Origin of the sequence: Synechococcus sp. PCC 7336 (assembly GCF_000332275.1) — a bacterium.
Lineage (GTDB): Bacteria > Cyanobacteriota > Cyanobacteriia > Thermostichales > PCC-7336 > PCC-7336.
On sequence record NZ_CM001776.1, the window covers coordinates 4,932,663 to 4,952,760 of the forward strand.

Annotated in this window: 10 protein-coding genes; 5 read left to right on the plus strand and 5 right to left on the minus strand. The window is 57.9% G+C overall.

Going from position 1 to position 20,098, the window contains the following annotated elements; all coding sequences use genetic code 11:
- Window position 1: 1 nt before the first annotated feature.
- From rodA to SYN7336_RS23125, 3 genes are all read left to right on the plus strand, one after another.
- Window positions 2–1,285 carry a rod shape-determining protein RodA gene (rodA, locus tag SYN7336_RS23115; RefSeq protein ID WP_038026222.1) on the plus strand — a complete coding sequence of 428 codons (1,284 nt, stop codon included), beginning with the start codon at window positions 2–4 and terminating at the stop codon, window positions 1,283–1,285.
- Window positions 1,286–1,558: 273 nt separating this feature from the next.
- The gene (locus SYN7336_RS23120) at window positions 1,559–2,203 is read left to right on the plus strand and encodes a hypothetical protein (RefSeq protein WP_156820297.1); all 645 of its coding nucleotides are present in this window, start codon (window positions 1,559–1,561) and stop codon (window positions 2,201–2,203) included.
- 257 nt (window positions 2,204–2,460) lie between these two features.
- Window positions 2,461–12,552, plus strand: a complete 10,092-nt coding sequence (locus tag SYN7336_RS23125) for a tetratricopeptide repeat protein (protein WP_020480096.1) — start codon at window positions 2,461–2,463, stop codon at window positions 12,550–12,552.
- A gap of 17 nt (window positions 12,553–12,569) precedes the next feature.
- On the opposite strand, the gene SYN7336_RS30250 is transcribed toward SYN7336_RS23125, so the two are convergent.
- On the minus strand, window positions 12,570–13,679 hold the full coding sequence (locus tag SYN7336_RS30250) for a pentapeptide repeat-containing protein (RefSeq protein ID WP_017328328.1): 1,110 nt from the start codon (window positions 13,677–13,679) through the stop codon (window positions 12,570–12,572).
- Window positions 13,680–13,903: 224 nt separating this feature from the next.
- On the opposite strand from SYN7336_RS30250, the gene SYN7336_RS23140 reads away from it, so the two are divergent.
- Complete coding sequence (locus SYN7336_RS23140) at window positions 13,904–14,131, plus strand: hypothetical protein (protein WP_017328330.1); 228 nt, start codon at window positions 13,904–13,906, stop codon at window positions 14,129–14,131.
- Between the two features lie 468 nt (window positions 14,132–14,599).
- Here SYN7336_RS23140 and SYN7336_RS23145 read toward each other — a convergent pair whose 3' ends face one another.
- Complete coding sequence (locus SYN7336_RS23145; protein WP_038026225.1) at window positions 14,600–16,315, minus strand: hypothetical protein; 1,716 nt, start codon at window positions 16,313–16,315, stop codon at window positions 14,600–14,602.
- A 125-nt stretch (window positions 16,316–16,440) separates the two neighbouring features.
- The gene (locus SYN7336_RS23150; protein WP_017328331.1) at window positions 16,441–17,841 is read right to left on the minus strand and encodes a cell wall metabolism sensor histidine kinase WalK; all 1,401 of its coding nucleotides are present in this window, start codon (window positions 17,839–17,841) and stop codon (window positions 16,441–16,443) included.
- 166 nt (window positions 17,842–18,007) lie between these two features.
- On the opposite strand from SYN7336_RS23150, the gene SYN7336_RS23155 reads away from it, so the two are divergent.
- Window positions 18,008–18,376: an AbrB family transcriptional regulator gene (locus tag SYN7336_RS23155; RefSeq protein ID WP_017328332.1), complete on the plus strand. Its 369-nt coding sequence runs from the start codon at window positions 18,008–18,010 to the stop codon at window positions 18,374–18,376.
- A 46-nt stretch (window positions 18,377–18,422) separates the two neighbouring features.
- Here the strand turns inward: SYN7336_RS23155 and SYN7336_RS23160 are convergent, their stop codons facing one another.
- Both SYN7336_RS23160 and arsB read right to left on the minus strand, forming a co-directional pair.
- Window positions 18,423–18,803, minus strand: a complete 381-nt coding sequence (locus SYN7336_RS23160; RefSeq protein ID WP_017328333.1) for a hypothetical protein — start codon at window positions 18,801–18,803, stop codon at window positions 18,423–18,425.
- Window positions 18,804–18,816: 13 nt separating this feature from the next.
- Window positions 18,817–19,977 carry an ACR3 family arsenite efflux transporter gene (gene arsB, locus SYN7336_RS23165; RefSeq protein ID WP_017328334.1) on the minus strand — a complete coding sequence of 387 codons (1,161 nt, stop codon included), beginning with the start codon at window positions 19,975–19,977 and terminating at the stop codon, window positions 18,817–18,819.
- Between the last annotated feature and the right edge of the window lie 121 nt (window positions 19,978–20,098).

Sequence of the window (20,098 nt, forward strand, 5' to 3'; positions counted from 1 at the left end):
CATGATGTCCTTCCTAGGCAGTCGCCATTGGCTGAATTGGAAACAGTGGCGTAAAGATTGGAAAGACTTTGACGGCATTTTGCTGCTGACGGTAATGGCCCTCAATGCCATCGGCATCTTGGCCATTTACAGCACTCGGCAAGACAGTTCCTTTTGGTTGCAGCAGGCCATCATGTCCTGCCTCTGTCTGGTCCTAGCGTTATTTGTGGCGCGGATTGACTATCAGATTTGGCTGAAATGGCATTGGTTTGTCTACGGGATTTGCGTTGCTCTACTGGTGGCTGTGATTTTTGTCGGCGTAACGGGGGGAGGGGCAGCTCGGTGGATTAATCTTGTCGGTTTTAAGGTGCAGCCCTCGGAGTTTGCCAAGCTGAGTGTCATTTTGACGGCAGCGGCAGTGCTGCATCGCTGGCCGATTAGGTACTTCAGTCAAATTGGCTTAGTGGCTTTGGCGATCGCCCCCCCCTGGCTGCTCATCTTCTTGCAGCCGGATTTGGGCACAGCTCTGATCTTTATCGCCATTGCGATCGGGATGTTGTATTGGGGGGGGGCTCGGTTCAGTTGGCTGCTGCTACTGAGCTCTCCCGCGATCGCCGCTATTTTCTACGGCATCTATGCCAATACCGAGGCGAAGTGGATGCTGTGGGGGTGGCTGGGTTGGGTCGCACTGGTATGCGTTTTGGCTGCTTGGCACTTGCCTTGGCGTCGATTTGGCGCGTTTGCGTTTACCGTGCTCAATCTTTTGGCAGGGGTATTGGGCCAAATTGCTTGGGGAATTCTCAAGCCCTATCAGCGGCAGCGCCTACTCATTTTTATGGACCCCAGCCAAGATCCGTTAGGGGCAGGCTATCACCTGATTCAATCGAGAATTGCCATTGGCGCGGGTGGGCTGTGGGGACGCGGGATCGCGCAAGGCACCCAAACTCAGTTAGATTTTATCCCCGAACAGCATACAGACTTTATTTTTGCAGCGATCGGCGAAGAGCTGGGATTTATCGGGGCGATCGCCGTATTGAGCTTGATTTGGATCGTCTGTTTTCGCTTGATTTTGATTGCCCAAAACGCTAAAGACGATTTCGGCGCGCTGGTGGCGATCGGTGTTTTTAGCATGATCCTGTTTCAGTCAATGGTCAATATCGGCATGACCATCGGCTTGATGCCCATTACCGGCTTGCCGCTGCCGTTTGTCAGTTATGGGCGATCGGCCCTATTGACCAACTACCTGGCGTTAGGCATTGTCGAATCGATCGCCAAGCACCGACAGCGCTCGTCTTTTTTTACCTAAAGGTTTTTACCTAACCTCATCCATATTGAGATCTGGAGTTTATAGGCATTGCACTCGGCCCCCTAAATCCCCCACCAGTGGGGGACTTGTGAGAATCTGTTGGCTTCGATCTACAGCTTTAATAGCTGCGATTCGCCGGTTCGTCTTCCCCATCTCCAAAACCCAAGCTAGCGCTGTCGCCAAGTCCCCCAGAATGGGGGATTTAGGGGGCGAATGCAGTGGTTAACTGTGTCTGTATATATTACATTCAGGTTATTTGGGTAAGACATTTTGATGCAAGCTAAAACACTGATGGGAGCCGTTGGTGTAACTGTACTCTCAGCTGGTTTGTGGCCGGGGGTAGGGCTTGCCCAGGATTTGGACGAACACTTGCAAGCTGCTGTTGAAGCCGAAAACTGGCCAGAGGCGATCGAGGTGTTAGATCGATTGATTGCCGAAAACGGGTCTTTGCAATCCCTCACTGTCTATCGCAGTCAGCTCGTGCAATTGCAACGGGCTAGCAATCCAAACACCTTAGCCCCCGAAACCGAACCTCCCTCGCCGCCTCCAGAGACGGCAACTGCATCGATCGCGATCGCAGAGATTCCCCTAGAACAGATTTCGAGCGCTCTCAACCAATCACTTCCCGTCCAAATTGACCCAAACGCAGAGTTGCTCTCGACCTCAGTTGAAGGAGATACGTTCGTTTACGATACGCGGTTGTTGAGAGTTAAAGCTCGGGAAACGAACCCTGCCTTAATTGGTGAAGCGTTTGAAGCTTTCTTTTCCGCTTACGCTTGTGAAGAGCCCTCGCTGAAATCTCTGCTCGATGCGGGCATTCCGCTGCGCTTTAGCCTCAACGATGTTAACAACACCCCTCTGTCCGATCTAGACTTGCATCCCGACACTTGCAGTGCCCGAGAACTTGCGTTCGAATAGCCCATCGCTCGGGCAAAGCACCTCTACAGCATTGAGTGGCCCGATCGGTACAGCCTTAACTTGCCAATCCCCTGACATTTGTTACCAACTCTTGCTGACTGTCACAGTTTGAATAGAACGGCAATGATGGGGGAAATCTTGTCAGAGGATAGAGGCTGTGCGACAGGGCAACCGGCTAGTCGTTGTTTAGGCCGGTTGACTGCTCTAGCCCTTAGTTTTCCATCGACCGATTGGCGAGACCTGGGTGGTAAAGGGCGATGGCCCTCTCGGCGATCGCCAGCTCGCGCAATCACTTGAGGCCGACGATCGATATGGCGGACAGCAACCAAAACCGAGCACTGGTCTTGTGGGGCACGGCCTTGGGCTTCTCTGCCGGAGTGTTCGCAGCGACGATCTCGATCGCCCCCCAATCGCCACTGCGGGTCCGGGCTCAAAGCAATCGCCCCAGAACGACATCGATCGCTGACTCAGCCAAGCCGGTCATCGCACAGGCCGATCCCCAACCCACACTGCCCGCCCGAGTCCCCGAACGCGTCGTGGAAGGTTATACCCTGCTCGAACAGGGATTGGTGGACGATGCCATCTTGACTTTTAGACAGGCGATCGCAGACTTTCCCGCCTCGATTGAGGCCAAGTTGGGCTTGGCGATCGCGCTGCGCCGCGCCGGTCGCGATCGCCAGAGTTGGGAGGCTTATGGGGCTGTGCTGGCGCAAGAGCCCGATAATGTGTTGGCTCTGGAGACGGTAGGGCAGTTGGGCACCTTTCGACCGGAATGGTACGAGGGAGGGCTGGAGGCTCTAGATCGGCTGATCGAGATTGCGCCCAATCGGCTCAGTGCCCGCCTCAATCGGGCTCGCATTCTTAGCTTTCAACAACGGTTTGAAGCGGCCACCGCCGACTACGAAGTTGCCCTGCGGCTAGACCCCACCCCCGAACTGCAGTTGGAAGCCGCCAAAGCCTTTGCCTTCTCGGGGCAACACCCTCGGGCGATCGCCCTGTTCGAGCAATACTTCGCGGCTGGTCGCGACCTCGCAGAGAAGGATGCAGCGATCGCCTATGCCTTGTCCCTACAGGGGGTCGAGCGGGCGGTAGAAGCGCTGGAGGTGCTGCGTCCCCGTCAGGCGGATACGCAGGTGGCCGCAGTTTTGGCGTCGATTTTGGTGGGATTGGCCGCACAGCCGGATGCCCCCGAGGAATATCAGTCTGAGGCGATCGCCATTTATACCCGGCTGTTGGCGATCGAGGATCTCGACGCCGAGATTATTTTGGCGGCGGCCAGTTTTTACAGCACGGTGCCCGAGCGGCAATTGCAGTCGCTGGAACTGTACGACCGACTGACGGCACTGTTTCCCGGCGATCGCAGTTTTCCCATCATGCGGCTGGCGGTGGAGAGCGTGGTGCTGAGCGAAGCGCCTACCTCCCATCCACTCGTGCAGCAACTCAGCCCCAATTGGATGCCGGGATTTGTTTACCAGCTCGATTTGCGGGAGCGGCTGCAGGCATTAGTCCTACCCGACTTAGACATCCCCCCCGAGCGACAGCAGCCAGTGGGCCAAACCTTAGTGCGAGTCGATCCCCTCGATCCCGAGCTGCTGCCGATTTTCGAGAGCTTGCAGCAGGCAGAGATCGACCTTCCCTTGATTGATTTCCGCCTTGCCCAATTGCAAATCGAGTTGGGGGATAGAGAGAGTGCGCGGACGACGATCGCAGCGGCTGTGGCAGAGCAGGGGGATGCCTTTGCCGATAATGCAGAACTGCTGCTGGCGGAGATCGATCGCCGCGAGGGTCGCCTCGACGCCAGCATCCAGCGTTACGAACGGCTGCTGGCCCGCAGCGCGGACCCGGCTATTCGTCGGGGCGCTACGTTGAGCTTGGCAGGAGCCAATATCAGTCTCAACAATCTGGAGCGAGCGCGGCGGCTGTACGAACAACTGCTGGCGATCGAGCCGCTGGATTTGCAGGCAGAAGTGGGATTGACGACGGTCTTGCTGGCGGAGGAGTCCCTATCCGAGCGCGAGGCTGCAGAAGTCTTGGATCGTTGGTTGGAGCGCTTCCCCTTTCGAATACCCAGCCCCGAGGTATTTGCCCTCGCGAGCGGTCTCCCCAGCACGAGTGCTCGACTGGGGTTGTATGAAGGGCTGTTGGCGGTGCGGCCCCAGGATTTTGGGGTACAGGTGCGGCTTGTGGAGGCATTGGCCGCGACGGACCTGCTGGCCGCTCGGGCTCGTCTGGACGAGTTTCGCGAGCGGGTTGCGCCAGAGTCTGAGGCGGCGCGACAGTTGAGTTTTCTGGCGGCTCGGTTGCTGCAAGAGGCAGGAGATTTAGACGGAGCAGCAGCGGCATACGAGACAATTGTGGCTACCGATCCGCAGGATACCGATGCGTTGCTGGCCTTAGCCGAGCTGCGCCAACAGCAGGGGAATGGGGCAGCGGCTCTGGCGCTGTACGAGCGCATTGTTCGGAGCGATCCCGATCGCCTAGAGGCTTGGCTAGCCTTGGCCGAGCTGCGAAGCGAAGCAGGAGATGAGGCAGGGGAGGCGGAGGCGCTGGCGGCGATCGCCCAGATTGAAACCAACAACCTAGAGGTGCTGTTTCCCCTAGCAGATTTTCGGCGAGAGCAGGGGGAGTTGGCCGAGGCGCTGCAGATTTACGAACGCATTGTGGCGATCGAGCCCGAGAATATTGGGGCGCTGCAAGCTCTGGCGGGAACTGCGACGGAATTGGGGCAGATCGAGCGGGCTTTGTTGGCCTACGAAACGCTGCTGACAGTGGCCCCCAATTCGACAGACGTGCTGCTGGGTTTCGCAGGCTTGCAGTTACAGATCGGAGATTTGGAGGAATCCCACCAGCTCTACCAGCAGGTCTTAGCCCTCGACCCCACTAATGCAGCGGCCCTCGATGCCATTCTCAATATTCTGCCCGCCCAACCGGACGCCCCAGAACGGTTCTTGCGGGAGGCGATCGCTCTCTACGACGAGCAGTTGAGTCAGCCCGACCCCGACCCCGCCATCGTCCGGGATGCCGCCCTCCTCTTTGCCACCGTGCCCGATCGCTATTCGCAAGCACTGCAACTGTTCGACCGGTTAATTGTGCGCTTTCCCACCAACCGCAGCTATACCATCCAGCAACTCGCCCTCGAAAGCATCGTGCTGGCCGATGCCGCTCGGGCCAACCCCGTCGTGCAGCCCCTAGCCGAACAGTGGCCCGTGGGATTTTTGTATCACCTCAACCTACGCGATCGCCTGCAAGCGGCCCTAGCTCTGCCGGAAACCGAGCCCGAGCGACAACAGCAAATTGCAGAAGTCTTGGCCCGAATCGATCCCCCCGATCCAGACCTATTAGAGGTTTATCAACAATTGTTGGATGCACAGGTAGACGTTCCTTTGTTGGACTTTCGGGTAGCCCAGATGTGGGTGGAACGGGAGAAGGCAGTGGCGGCGAAGGCAGCTTTGGAGATAGTCCTGGCGCGGGGAGGCATTGGGGCAGCAGGAGCGGAATTGCTGCTGGCGGAACTGGACCGTCAGGCGGGCTCGATTGAGGAGAGTATGCAGCGGTACGAAACGCTGCTCAACCATCCCGATGGAGGGGTACGGCGAGGGGCGATCCTGGGTTTGGCGGGATTGCAGGTGGCCCGGGAGGATTTCGAGCGGGCGCGGCAACTGTACAACTTGGCACTGCGGGACAATCCTGAAGACCTACAGGCGATCGCGGGCTTGGCTGCCGCCAATTATTTAGACGACGCCCTCTCTCAGCCAGAAGCCGAAGCCGTTCTGGCGCAGTGGCTCGATCGCTTTCCCTTCCGCATGCCCACAGCCGAATTCACTCGCCTCGCCACTGCCCTACCCGCCGATTTAGATCGCTTGGACCTATACGAGGGTCTATTGGCCTTCACCCCTGCCAATCGGGACCTCCAGATTCACATTGTGGCTGCCCTCTCCCAGCTCGAACCAGTGGCTGCCCGCACCCGCTTGGAAGAGTTTCGCCGTCAGATGGGGACTGGCGATGGGCACTTGGCCCAGGCGTTGCATTTTATCAGTGCCCAACTGCATGTGGATCGTGGGAATTTGTCAGCAGCGGCGGCAGATTACAACGCCATCTTGGCCGACGACCCCGATGCCGTGGCTGCCCTCTTGGGCTTGGCAGCCCTGAGACGGGAGCAGGGGGACGAGTCGGCAGCACTGGAGCTTTACGAGCGGGTGCGGGCGATCGCCCCCGGCAATCTAGAAGTGTGGTTCGCTCTGGCGGATTTGCGCCAGCAGCGGGGGGATGAGGCTGGGGCGCTACAAGCTTATGCCGAGGTCTTGCAGCTCGATCCCGAGAATGTGCAGGTGCGGTTTGCGCGGGCAGATTTGCGCCGACGGCAGGGGAATCTGGCGGCGGCACTGGAGGATTACGAACAGATTTTGGCGATCGCTCCTGCCAATCTTCCCGCCCTACAATCGCTGGCGGGCACTGCCACAGAACTGGAGCAGTTCGATCGCGCTTTACTGGCCTACGAAACCCTGCAAACCTTAGCTCCCGATTCTGCTGACGTGCTGTTGGGCTTGGCGGGGTTGCGACTGCGGCAGGGGGCTTTGTTAGAGGCGCAGGTGCTCTACGAACAGGTGCTGGCGATCGCCCCCGATAACGAAACCGCCCTCGACGCCCTTCTGAATGTCTTGCCGCTTCAGCCCAATGCCCCCGAGAGCCTGCGCCAAGATGCCTTTGCCCGCTACGAGGCGCTGCTGGCAGAATCCAATGTATCGGTCGAAACCCTCCGCAAGACCGCCAAATTCTTCAGTCAATTTCCCGAAAAACAACTGGACGCCCTAGCCGTCTTCGATCGCCTCATCGCCCTTTCCCCCAGCGATCGCAATTTACCCGCCTTGCGGCTGGTGACGGAAAGTGTGCTGCTGAGTCGGGCGAATGCCTCGAACGAGCGGGTGCAAGAACTTGCCCTCGACTGGAATCCGGGCTTTCTCTATCAACTGGAGTTGCGCGATCGCCTGCGGCTGGCCCTGCGTCCTCCTCTGCCGACCGAACGGGAACAGCAGCAGGAATTGGCAGAATTCCTAGTCCGTCTCGATCCCCCTAACCCGCAGCTCTTGGCGATTTATCAGAGCTTCGAGCGGGCGGGGCTGGAACTGCCGCTGCTGCCCTTCCGCATTGCCCAAATGCAGTTGGAACGAGGACTGACGGATGCTGCTCGGCAGACGCTGACCGCACTGGTGGCCGACGAGGGCGATTTCGCCGAGAGTGCTCAATTGTTGTTGCTCGATCTAGAGTTGCAGGAGGGGGCCAATGTGCTGAGTCGGCAGCGCTACGAAACCCTGATTGCCAATAGCTCTAACCCCGAAGTGGTGCGGGGGGCGCGGCTCAGCTTAGCTGGGTTGCTGGCGCAGCAAGGCGATCGTCCCGCAGCCATCGCACAGTACGATGCTTTGCTGGATGCGAACCCCACCGACTTGCAGGCAGAAGTGGGGCTGGCAGCACTGTCTCTCCAAGAAGAGACGATCGAGCTCGAAGCTGCAGAAGCCATCTTGGAGCGCTGGTTCGATCGCTTCCCGTTCCGCATCCCGCCCGCCGAGGCGATCGCTTTACTCAATGCTCTCCCCGGCAGTGGGGAGCGCTTGCCCCTGTATGAAGGATTATTGGCCTTACGGCCAGAGAATGCCGGTTTGCGGGTGCGCTTTATCGAGGCTTTGGCAGCAATCGATCCAGTGGCCGCCCGCACGCGCCTAGAAGACTTCCGCCGTCGCCTGTCTCCAGGGGATGTAGAGATGGCGCGGGCCCTCAATTTCGCCAGCGCTCAGTTGAGTGTGGCGGAAGGGGATCTGGAGGGGGCGGCGGCGATCTATGACAGTCTATTGACGGGCGAGCCCGACGATATCGAGCTGCTGTTGGCGCTGGCAGACGTGCGGCAGCAGCAGGGGAACGGGGATGCTGCCCTGCAGATTTACGAGCGCATCCGCCGCCTCGAACCCGAGAATATCGATGCCTTGTTCGTGCTGGCGGATTTAAAACGACAGCAGAATGACTTGGCAGGAGCAGCGCAGGTGTATGGGGAGTTGTTGGCGATCGCCCCCGACAACCTCCCGGCCCTGTTTGCACTCGCCAGTTTCCGGCAAGAGCAAGGGGAGTTCGATCGCGCTCTAGCCGCTTACGAGCGCATTGTGGCGATCGAGCCGGAAAATATCGGCGCGCTCCAGGGGCTAGCAGGCAGCTTGGCCGAATTGGGGCAAGTCGATCGCGCCCTGGTCACCTACGACACCCTGCTGCTACTCGCCCCCGACTCCACCGACGTGCTGCTGGGTCTGGCAGGATTGCAACTGCAACGGGGGGATTTGCTAGAGTCGCGACGGCTTTACAATCGCGTGCTGGCAAAAGATCCCGACAATCCTGTCGCCCTCGACGCCGTCCTCAACATCCTGCCCGCCCAACCGGATGCCCCCGCCAGCTTCGTGCAAGACGCGATCGCCCTCTACGACGACCTGTTGAGCGCCCCCAATCCCGACCCAGCTTTAGTCCGATCGGCCGCGGCGTTCTTCGGCACCCTACCCGGGCAGCGGCAAACCGCTCTGGATTTGTATCGCGATCTGGCCGATCGCTTTCCAGAAGATGACAGTTTGCCGGTACAGCAATTAGCTCTAGAAGCCATTCTGCTGCGGGATGCCGACAGCAGCGAGCCCCTTGTTACAGAACGGTCCCGCCAGTGGCCGATTGGTTTCCTCTACCAGCCCGAATTGCAAGACCGCCTGCAGGCAGCATTGGCGGCAGCGGCGATCGCCGATCCGGCCCGCCAGCGGGATGTAGCCCAACTCTTGGTCCGTCTCGATCCCCCCGATCCAGCCCTCCTCGCCACCTACCAGGAGTTCGACAGCCCCGCAGTGGACGTGCCGTTCTTGGCCTTCCGCATTGCCCAAATGCAACTGGAGTTGGGCCAAAACGAAGCCGCCCGCCAAACCCTCACCAGTGCCGCTGCCACCCGAGGGCCGGATTTTGCCGCCAGTGCGGAATTGCTGATCGCCTCTCTAGAACGGCAGGTGGGGCGAGCAGACCGCAGCATTCGCCGCTATGAAGACATCATTGCCAGCGAAGACCTGGAGAGTGAGGAGATTCGGCGGGCAGCGATTCTGAATTTGGCTGGCTTGAGAGCCGCTCAGAACGAGCGGGAGGCAGCTCGCGAGCTCTACGAGCGCCTCCTATCCGACAATCCCGACGACCTGCAGGCCCAGCTGGGCTTGGCTTCCCTCGACGTGGTGGACGATCGCATTGCCGATGTGGAGGGGGAAGCCCTACTCGATAGCTGGTTCGATCGGTTCCCTTTCCGGGAGCCCCCACCAGAGGTCTATCGACTGGTGTCCGAGCTATCCCCCAGAGTGGAGCGGTTGGATTTGTACAGCGCCATGCTCGAGCTCGAACCAGAAGCCTTTGGCGTTCAGATTCGCCGAATTGAAGCTCTCGCCTTACTCGATCCGGTGGCGGCGCAAGCGGAGTTGACGGCATTGAAGCGTCAATTCCCTGCCGACTCTTCTGAAGGGGTGGCGCTGAATTTTCTCGCCGCCCGCCTGCGCTTGGAGCGAGAGGACTTTGACGGCGCACTGGCGGCCTATCGAGAGATTGTCGATGCCGATGCGCGCAACGTTGGTGCTTGGCTGGCGCTGGCAGATTTGCTGCGGCAATTGGACGATCCCGCCGCCGCTCGCGAGGCTTACCAGCGCATCGTCCGCCTGGAACCGGATAATGTCTCTGCCCTGTTTGCTCTAGCGGAGTTGGAGCGGCAAGAGGGGCAACTCAACGCCGCCGCTCGTCTACTGACCGGGGTTGTAGCAGCCCAGCCCGAGAATATCGCAGCATGGCAAGCCTTGGGAGGCGTGCGCGCCGAACAGGGACAAGTCGATCGCGCTGCCGCCGCCTACGAAACCATCTTGGAGCTCGATCCCGATAACCTCGACGCGATCCAGGGGCTCGCCAGCAAGCGCTTCGAGCAAGGGCAATTGGAAGACGCCTTCCAACTGTTCGAGCAGGTGTTGGCTGCCGATCCCGATAATGAAGTGGCGCTGGAGGCGTTACTCGACAGCCTGCCCAGCCAACCCGGGGCCTCCGATGCCATCCGAGCAAAAGCGATCGCCCTCTACGACGACATTTTGGCGGACCCCACCACCGAGGCCGATACCCTGCGGGAGGCGGCCAATTTCTTCAGTCGCCTGCCCGCACAGCGCGATCGCGCCTTAGAGCTTTACGACCGGCTCGTACAGGACTTCCCCGCCGACGACACACTGCGGGTACAGCGACTGGCGATCGAAAGCGTCTTGCTGCGGGAGGCCGATAGTGACGATCCGCTGGTGCAGGAGCTGTCCGAGGATTGGGAAATCGGCTTCCTCTATCAGGTGGACCTGAAGGAGCGGCTGCAACAGGTGCTCTTGCCCATTGCCCTGATTCCCCCCGAACAACAGCTAGATGCCGCTCAGTCTGTGGTCCGCCTCGATCCCCCCAACTCCGAACTGATGGCCTTCTACGAAATCCTGCGGGAGGCTGAGGCGGTGGATGTGCCCTTCATCGACTTCCGCATTGCTCAAATGCAGTTGGAAGAGGACGACACGATCGCCGCTCGCAGAACCCTAGCCCGAGGAAAAGCCGCCTTTGGAGAAGACTTCGATGCCAACGCCGAGCTGTTACTGGCGGATATCGATCTGAAGGAGGACCGCGAAGAGCGGGCCATCCGCCGCTACGAAGCTCTACTGGACGATCGGGATCTGGAGTTACCCTCGGTGGCGCGCGGGGCCGCCCTCAGTCTGGCCGGACTGCGCATCAAACGGGGCGAGCGCGACGAAGCCCGCCGCCTCTACCGCGAGCTATTGCGCAACGATGCCGACGACCTGCAGGCCGAAGTGGGCCTCGTCGCGGTGTCCCTAATTGACCAACTGGCCTCGCGCGCCGAGGGAGAAGAGATGCTCGATCGCTGGTTCGAGCGCTTCCCCTTTCGCGAGCCCCCCCCCGAGGTGTATACCTTGGTGGCCGTGCTGCCCACCGATTTCTCCCGCTTGGAACTGTACGAGGCCATGCTGGTCATCGAGCCGGACGATGTGAATGTGCGGCTGCGCTACATCGAAGCCCTTGCCCGAGTGGACCCGGCAGAGGCTCGCGCGCAACTAACCCGATTGCGTCGAACAGTTCCACCCGAGACTGATGAAGGTCGTGCGGTCAACACCCTTAACAATCGTCTCCAACTCGCGACAGACGACGCGATCGCCTCAGCAGCAGACTCCACTCCAGAAGCATCTGGGACCCCTGGCCGCACTCGCCCCCCTCTACGTCCCGCTGTTGGCCCCTCGGCTCCGCGTGCGATCGCCTCTTTTGGCTCGCGATCTCCCGCTGTCGTGCGAACGCCGCCGCCACCGAGGCTGGTTGCCGCCGCGCCTCCTCCCCGAGGAGTGGTGGATGCTCCGCCGCAGGCCGCTCCCGCGCCGCCATCTCCGCCTTCCCAACCCTTACCCCCCGGCTCTTCTCCGGCTCAAGCCCCGCCTGCTAGGGCCACAGTTGGAGAGTTATTCGCGTTTGCCGAAGCCCGCAAGCAAGTGGGAGATTTTGTGGGAGCTGCTGCTGCCTACGAACGAATTGTCAGTCTCGATCCCAATAACGCTGGGGCTTGGTTTGCCTTGGCCGATGCCCGTCGCCAGCTTGGCGATGTGGTGGGGGCAAAGCAGGCATTTGAAGTGACTCGCTCCCTCGACCCCACCAATCCAGATGTGTACTTTGCGCTGGGGGATTTTCTCCAGTCTTTGGGGGATTTTGATGGGGCGTTGGCGGTCTACGGACAACTGCTGGCGATCGATCCGAGCAATATTGATGCGCGGTTTGTGACGGCGAATGCCTATCGGAGGCAGGGACGACTGGATTTGGCGGCTCGCACCTACGAGGAGATTATCGAGCTCGACCCCAATAATGTGAATGCTTTGCAAGCGCTGGCGGGGGTGAGGGCCGAGCTAGGGCAGACGGAGTTGGCGGTACGAGCCTACGAACGATTAATTGTCCTCCAGCCTAGTGCGGTCGATCCTTTGCTGGCTTTGGGGGGAATTCGCTTCTCGCAGGGGCGATTGGAGGAGGCGAGAGATTTGTACGAGCGGGCGTTGGCTCTCGACCCCACGAATGACATTGCTCTTTCTGCGGCCCAGAGTCTGTTTTGGGCGCAATTCGATCGCGAGGGCGCAGAACAACCGGTTTCGGCCTACCGACAACTGCGGGAGTTCGAGGCGGAGGATGAAGTGCTGGGCGATCCCCCCGACACCGAGGTGCTGTCGCGCTTGCGCCGCATTGAGTTGAATTTTCTGCGGCGGCGGGGGTTCCAGCCCCGCTGGGAGCGGTTTTAATCGAGGTGCATCATTTGCTAAGGGGCGTCGAGTCTCACCATCCCAGCCGCTTCGGGCGCAAAATCGCCATCGAAACGGGTCTGTTCGCTATAGCAGGACCCCTGCAACTGAGCTTCTTGCAGATTAGCGCCTAACAGATTGGCTCCTCTGAGATTGACCTGCTGCAATAGCGCTCCCTGCAGATTAGCGCGGCACAAGTTGACTGCACTCAAATTGGCTTGGCTCAGATCGGCCTCTATCAACGTTGCTCTGCTCAAATCAGCCTGTCTGAGATTGGCAAACACCAAAACCGCGCCACTCAAATTGGCTTCACTCAAATTGACATTATATAAATTCGCTTCGCTCAAATTGGCCTCGATCGCGTTGACACCCTGCAGATCGGCAGCACTTAAATTAGCCGCACTCAAACTAGATTCTTGCAGGTTGGCTGCTGTTAAAACTACATCGCAGAGATTGGCTTCAGCCAGGTCGGCGTTAGCTAGATTTGCATCGCGAAATATGCGCTCTCCAGCAGAGTATTCCTGCAAGAGTTCAACCGCGCTGCCAACTGCTTGTGTCTCTGCAGGTTCTTCGTCAGCCAAAACTTCAACCGTTGATTGTGCCTCTTCAACATTCTCATCAGTCAAGAGTTCAACCGCACGATCGACCGATTGTGTTTCCTCGGGTTCTTCGTTAGTCAAGAATTTAGCCACATGACCAATCGATTGTATTTCCTCAGGTTCCTCATCAGCCAAGAGTTCAGTTATACTGCCAACCGATTGTGTTTCTTCAGGTTCCTCGTCAGCCAAAAGTTCAACTGTCGATTGTGCCTCTGCGGGTTCCTCGTCAGAGGTGCTGGCGAATTCGATGCTGCGAGCCCAAACTGGAGCCATCGAGCCCGGTTGCAAGCCATAGAAGGTGACGCCACGCAGCGATCGGGGGGCGAGCCCGACAAATGCCTGTTCTAGGGGGGGCACAAAGTTTTGTGGCCGGGGAGGCGGATCGGATTCTAGCTCGACTTGGAGAACATCTCGATCGACCGAAACCCTTGCCGTAACACCCCGATCGCCTAAAGCGCGATTGAGGATCGAGGCAATAGCATCTGGATCTCCTTGTTTGGCCAGTTCGATTACTTGTTGCGCAGCCATAGCATTCCAACCCTACGAGAGGCTAAAAAAGAGGCCAAGCTTGAAAATCGTCGACCTCCGAATAAACTGAGCTTGCCCATCTCTTGTGGGCCAAACAACAAGTTCGGAGGCTCGGCAGTCAGATGAGTTTCCCCGGGCACAATAGGTTTGCGGCTGCCGCTCGCGAGCGATCGCGATCGGGCAAACCGCACAAACATTGACCGTCGTTTCTGGGTTTCTAGACAATGACCGACACTGTCGATCTCGCTCCTCCCGACTTGAGCAATTTTAAACAATGGGTGGATAAGGAAATCGAACAACTGAGCGTCTCGACCCTGAAGTCGAATGCCGTCACCTGCACCGCCTGCGGCAAGATCGAAGGAACCTACATTATTGATTATCAGGAAAAAACCTTTCGGTTACCTGCGGCTGAGGCTTACGCCTTTCTCAAGTTTGTAGATGAAAATTCCTAAAATCTCGGGCGTCGATCTCGATGGAATGCGATCGCTACTGCCGGAACAGAATTCACTTTTATGCTCAAGCCCCGTCTAAGTAGAGACCCGTAGTTTTGAGAATGTGTCTTCACTAGCGCTGTGGTTCGCTGCATTAGCCCCCTAAATCCCCCATTCTGGGGGACTTGAATACAGTTCCAGTTGAGGGTTGAGAGGCGGGGAAGGCGATGGAGATCGGGATGATTAAAGTTGTAGAACGAAGCCAATAGCCTCTCGGAAGTCCCCCACCAGTGGGGGATTTAGGGGGCCGAGTGCAATGCCTGAAAACTCCAGATCTCCATCTGGATGGGGTTTACTGCTCAGAATGCCTGAATAAATTTATCAGATCGCCATGCTCGCTAATAATTTACAGGATTTCTACCCTGAATTCAGTCGTGGTTCGCTTGTGATGTTTAACGCTGTGGACTGGAAGCGTTAAACACACTCAGTTCACCAAAATGCTTTCCCCAACTGCTGAAGCAGTTTCCAGCCGTTCGTCGCACTCCAGCGGGCGCTCGCCCCCCCCCTCTTTAACAGTAGGGGCAGACCCTCAATCCACAGCCATTGCAGCAGTTTCCTGGTGAGTTCTTTGCTCCAGCGCACCAGTAGCAGGGCAGATTGCCACAACACTGGCATCAATTCTTGCAAAATAGCGATCGCCAGTTGAGCGCTCGCACTGCCAATTGCTTGGAGCTTGCGAGTCCAGGCTCGAACGTAGTCGCGACTATCGGCGGCGGCGGCAGCAAAGTTAGCTGGCTTGGGTTGTTCGGGCTCTTGTATGAAGTCACACCACCACTGCCATCCCTTGAGGGCAGTCTCTTCGGCCACAAACACACCTCGGTCGAGCCAACTGAGCCCCTCTTGGAGGGGGGAGCGCTCGTTGCCGAGGGGGGTAGCTTCCACTTCAATGTAGGTTGGCGAATAGCTGGCAGACGAGGCTCTCCTTTGCTTTGAAATGGGCGACGTCTTGCGAGATGGCGATCGCGCAGCCGATTTTGGGGAGCGGCGGCTGGCAGATTGTTCTGGGTTCGGCGTCAGACGGCTGGCCGTTGCTGGCGATCGCCGTTCGAGCGCGCGTTTGACAGCGGGCCGCAGGAAGCCGACAGTGGGGGGATTGAGGAGGGGGAGGGGCGCAGGCTCGGGGCCGGGGGGCAGGAGGGGGCGATCGCCCGCAGGATTGAGAAGAGCGTTGGAAGTTGAGGCCGAAGGAACGAACGAGGCGAATCGAGTCGCAGCAGAGACGGGGTATCTCGTCGGAAGGGTTTCGAGTTCGGGGGAAGAGCTGGCGGGATTAGGCTGCAACGGCTGCGGCAGATTCTGTCTGACTCGCTCTCCGGTCAATAGGGGTTGACCTGGATCGGACTCGGCGGGCTGTAGGCGGAGTGACTGAAGGGTTTGACGGGCGATCGCCAGTGGATTGACCGATTGGGGCACCGAGAGCTTTTTCCAGAGCTGTGGCAGCGACGGTAAGGGCTGTTCGGCGGCATTGGGGAGCGAGAGGCGCTGGCGCAAGGGTCGCGACAGGCGAGCGAGGGTTTGTCGCCAGGTAGGCGCTGGCGGGGCGATCGCAATGGACGAGATCGGCGGGGCTTGCAGTTGGGCGAGAGCGTTTTCAATTCGCTGGGCGAGCAGAGCTTGCCGATCGCCAGACAGGCAGTTTAGAACGTCGTTGCGAGGAGTGACGAGAACGAGGGCTCGGCTGTCGATCTGACTGGCGATCGCCTGAATTTGCAGTGGCTGCGATCGGGCTAGAGGGGAATTGCTTTCCAGGTACTCGATACGGCTCGCCAAACTGGGGGTATGGGAAGAACGAGGGCGTTTAGGCCGAGTCGCGAGTTGGGGAGCAGTTAAAACCTCCGACGCAGAGTCGGCAATGAAGGGAATCGTTTGGGCCACCTGCACGAGCTGCTCGATCGCCTCACTGGCGGTTTCGCCAGAACTAGCTGCCGATGTCAGGCGAGATTGAGACTGGGCTGGCGAGAACTGGCGATCGGATTGCTCTACTGCCCGAAACAGCTTGTAAAAAGGAAGCAACAGGACTTGGGTTTCCCTCCAAACAGCAGCCTGAAAGTGTCGCCAAGTGCGCTTGCCACCCGAAATCGTGCGGCGATATTGACGGACTGCGTGCCGAAAGAGGCGGCTGCGGTAGGGACCCGAAGAAGACATGATGCTGTTAGGGGGTTGTCGGGGAGGGTACATTACTATCCCCGAGAATACTCCCACTATAGAGAGAATTGGAGCGATAAGCTGTTGTTTCGAGCCCAGTTTGTCGACAAGCCCCGAATCACGCTTCAGGCGAGCTCCGCTGACTCGCAAGACTCGGCATTTTTAACGGGCAAGAAGACCGTAAAGCAACTCCCTTCCCCCTCTACACTCTCCACCCGAATCTGACCGCGATAGCGATCCACAATGGTTTTGACGATCGCCAATCCCAACCCCGAACCTGCCGAACTGCTCCGAGTTCGCTCGCTATTCCCACTGGCAGAACGGCTGCGGGCGAGATCGATCCGATAGAAGCGATCGAACAGATGGGGAATGGCATCCGATGGAATGCCGATGCCAGTATCTTTCACCTGCAACTGAATCGAGGGCTGGCCCGATTTCACCCACTGGCGCAGATCGACGGCAACCCGACCCCCCCGAGGGGTGTAGCGGAGGGCATTCTCAATCAAATTGGTCAGCAGCCGCACCAGCTCGTCCTCATTCCCCATCAAGCTATAAAGAGGAATTGCTGCCCCTTCCCCATCGGGCGGATCGCCAATCGCTAGCGTCAAGCGAATCCCCTGCTCTGCCGCCCGCGATCGCTGCTCTTCCACCGCCTCCAGCACCAACATATCCAGCGCGCAACATTGCGGGGTTGCTGCCACTCCCCCATCCTGTCGGGCTAAAAAGAGCAAATCGTCCACCAACCGTCCCAGCCGTTGGGTCAGGCGTTCCACCACCTGCCAGTTGTGGCGATCGCCTGCCTCCAGTGCGGGATCGGAGAGGGCCACTTGCACGTTGGTCTGAATGCTGGCAATCGGGCTGCGCAATTCGTGGGAGGCATCTGCTGTAAACCGTTTGAGCTGTTGGTAAGACTCCCGCACGGGGGCGATCGCCAGTCCCGACAAAAACCAGCCCACAATTCCCACGACCCCCAAAGTGCCGGTAACGCCCACTGCTAAATCAAACACCAGCTGTCGCGTCGGTTTCGTCACCTCAAACCAGGGATGGCTGACCCGCAAATAGCCCAACAGTTCGTCGTTGTAACGCAAGGGCTGTGTCAGTTGTCGCAACGTATAGTTTGCTGCCACCGTAACAGTCTGTTCTGGCTGCTTGGAGAGCCCCGGCAGATGCAAACCAGCAGGAAAGGTCGATCGCAGGGGTTCCCCTTTGGGGCTAAACCATTCCAAGTCAATCCGATCGTCCTCCACGGCAACATCGCGATCCCGCAAACTTGCATCGAGATCGACGCGAAATTCCGGGCGGGAGCCTGCGAGGCTTGTCGGTTCAATTGCTGGACTGGCAAATCCTGTCGGCTCGATAACGAGCGATCGCTCTACCACTTCCACCACGTGGTGAAGGGTGTCGTCCACCCGCTCGATAAGGGTGTTGCGCACGTAAACATAAAAGCAACTGGCAAACAGGAGGAGGAGAATAGCCGTGCAGGCAGCGTACCAGAGGGCAAGGCGGCGGCGTGTGGCTTGAAACATGGCGCAAGAGCAGTGAAACGATCCCAGTCTAGCGATCGGTCGGGATTCTGTTGAATAGCTTTGTGACGGTGGTTGAAAGAAATTCAAAACAGGCTAATCTTATACAGAACATGTTCATTTGTTCTCAAGGGCACAAACGACATTTCTGTACTGGAAATAACTCAATATGGCTGCTAAAAAGAAATCTCAACCTCTCACCGGTCAGGCGCTTCAAGACAAAGTTAAAGAAATGCAAGGGGCAGACAAAAAAGATATCGCCAAAGCTTGCGGTTACATCAGCCAAACGAAAGGCGATCGAGAACGGATCAATTTGATGGCCTTTTACAGTGCCCTGCTGGAAGCTGAAGGTGTGGAGTTCGAGGCTGCTCCTGACAAAGGCAGTCGAGGCCGCGAGGCTAGCTATAAAGCCTCGGTTCACAAGAATGGGAATTTATTGATTGGTGCCACCTACACCAAAGAAATGGGTTTAGAGCCTGGGGATGAGTTCACCCTCAAACTGAGCAAGCGGAGCATTACGTTAACGCGGGTAGATTAGGCGAACGGGTTTGTTCGAGCGCTAGAGCGCAAACCAGCAAAACGATCTATCCCGATTTTTCAGTCGATTGCCAGCGCTCTAACCGCACGGGCAGCATTTTCATGCGACTGAGCCGTTTCCACAGGTCGAACGCTTGATGCTCGTACAAATCCAACTGCAGCTTCCCCGGCAAATGCCCCAAAAACTCCCGCGCCACCTGCAGCTCGCAACCGGTGATGTAGGCAACAAATGTATCTCGGGAGAGGGCGACTTGAATGCGATAAGCCTGCAGTTGAGTGTCGAGAATTGGGCGATCGCTCGAATGGCATCGGGATTGGCAGGTGGATGGGGCAAAGGTTGCATTCCACAACCAGGCAAAACTGCATTGGGATTCGCCCAATTCACCCACCTCGCCTGACAGCTCGGGAAGCAGTTGTGGAACAGTCATGTTTGAAAAGGGTTTAACCGAGGGTTCGAGCGCAGCGCGGATCGAGCAGTGTGGCCTTATCGGGTTCGCGAGGAAACCAGCCAGCCGTGCGCTTGCAAATTTCCACCAGCATTAACATCAACGGAACTTCAATCAGGACTCCAACCACCGTCGCTAAGGCTGCCCCCGAGTTGAGGCCAAACAACGTAACCGCTGTGGCGATCGCCACCTCGAAATGATTGCTCGCCCCAATTAACGCAGCAGGAGCGGCATCTTCATAGGAAAGCTTCAGTCTCAGGGCTGCAGCATAGGTCATCCAAAAAATAAAATTGGTTTGGAGAAAAAGCGGTACCGCAATTAGAAGAATGTGCAGCGGATTGTTAACGATGAGTTCCCCTTTGAAGGCAAACAGAAGCACCAAGGTGATGAGGAGTGCTGAAATAGCCACCGGATCGAGATACTTGAGAAACCGTTGCTCGAACCACTCTCGTCCCTTATATTTGATAATCCAATAGCGGCTTAACGTTCCTGCAATCAAAGGTAGCCCGACATAAATTAAGACTGACAGCACAATCGTTTGCCAGGGTACTGTTAAATCGTTGGCTGCCAATAGCCACCGACCCAGAGGAGCGTAAAGCGCCAGCATGGCCAGCGAGTTGAGCGCCACCATCACCAGGGTGTGCCCCTGATTGCCGTAAGAAAGATAGCCCCACATCAGAACCATTGCCGTGCAAGGAGCAATCCCCAGCAGAATAGCCCCAGCAATGTAAGAATTCGCCAGAGCGATTTCAGTACCGCCGATCGTCTCTGTTCCGGTAATGAAGGCACGAAATAGCCAGCCCAGAAAAAACTGAGCCAGCACCAACATGGTAAATGGTTTGATGACCCAATTCACCACCAGAGTGAGCGTAACGGGTTTAGGGGTACGAACGGCTTTGTCGACCTGGGTAAAGTCGATCTTCACCATGATGGGATACATCATAAAGAACAAGCAGATGGCAATGGGGATCGACACTTGGCTGACGCTCATGGCATCGAGGGCGATCGCCACGTTGGGGAACAGTCTTCCCAATGCAATTCCAGCCAAAATGCACAGCACAACCCAAAGGGTGAGATACCGCTGGAAAACGTTCAATCGTTGGGGAGCTGGTTCTGCGATCGGGACAACAGCTTCTTGGAGATTTTCAATACTCATCGGCAATCACGACTTATCCGTTGAAATGGCTTTGGGACAGCTAGTTGAGGGATTCCTGTCGGCGCAATCGTTCGTCAAACGCGATCGGACTGGGCGGCCCTTGCCAATACTGTGCCAACAA

Excerpts from the sequence above, each read along its gene's own strand:
- SYN7336_RS23160 (WP_017328333.1), bottom strand. The coding sequence starts at position 18,803 with ATGACTGTTCCACAACTGCTTCCCGAGCTGTCAGGCGAGGTGGGTGAA.
- arsB (WP_017328334.1), bottom strand. The coding sequence starts at position 19,977 with ATGAGTATTGAAAATCTCCAAGAAGCTGTTGTCCCGATCGCAGAACCA.
- SYN7336_RS23155 (WP_017328332.1), top strand. The coding sequence starts at position 18,008 with ATGGCTGCTAAAAAGAAATCTCAACCTCTCACCGGTCAGGCGCTTCAA.
- SYN7336_RS23125 (WP_020480096.1), top strand. The coding sequence starts at position 2,461 with ATGGCCCTCTCGGCGATCGCCAGCTCGCGCAATCACTTGAGGCCGACG.
- SYN7336_RS23140 (WP_017328330.1), top strand. The coding sequence starts at position 13,904 with ATGACCGACACTGTCGATCTCGCTCCTCCCGACTTGAGCAATTTTAAA.
- rodA (WP_038026222.1), top strand. The coding sequence starts at position 2 with ATGATGTCCTTCCTAGGCAGTCGCCATTGGCTGAATTGGAAACAGTGG.
- SYN7336_RS23145 (WP_038026225.1), bottom strand. The coding sequence starts at position 16,315 with ATGTCTTCTTCGGGTCCCTACCGCAGCCGCCTCTTTCGGCACGCAGTC.
- SYN7336_RS23150 (WP_017328331.1), bottom strand. The coding sequence starts at position 17,841 with ATGTTTCAAGCCACACGCCGCCGCCTTGCCCTCTGGTACGCTGCCTGC.
- SYN7336_RS23120 (WP_156820297.1), top strand. The coding sequence starts at position 1,559 with ATGCAAGCTAAAACACTGATGGGAGCCGTTGGTGTAACTGTACTCTCA.
- SYN7336_RS30250 (WP_017328328.1), bottom strand. The coding sequence starts at position 13,679 with ATGGCTGCGCAACAAGTAATCGAACTGGCCAAACAAGGAGATCCAGAT.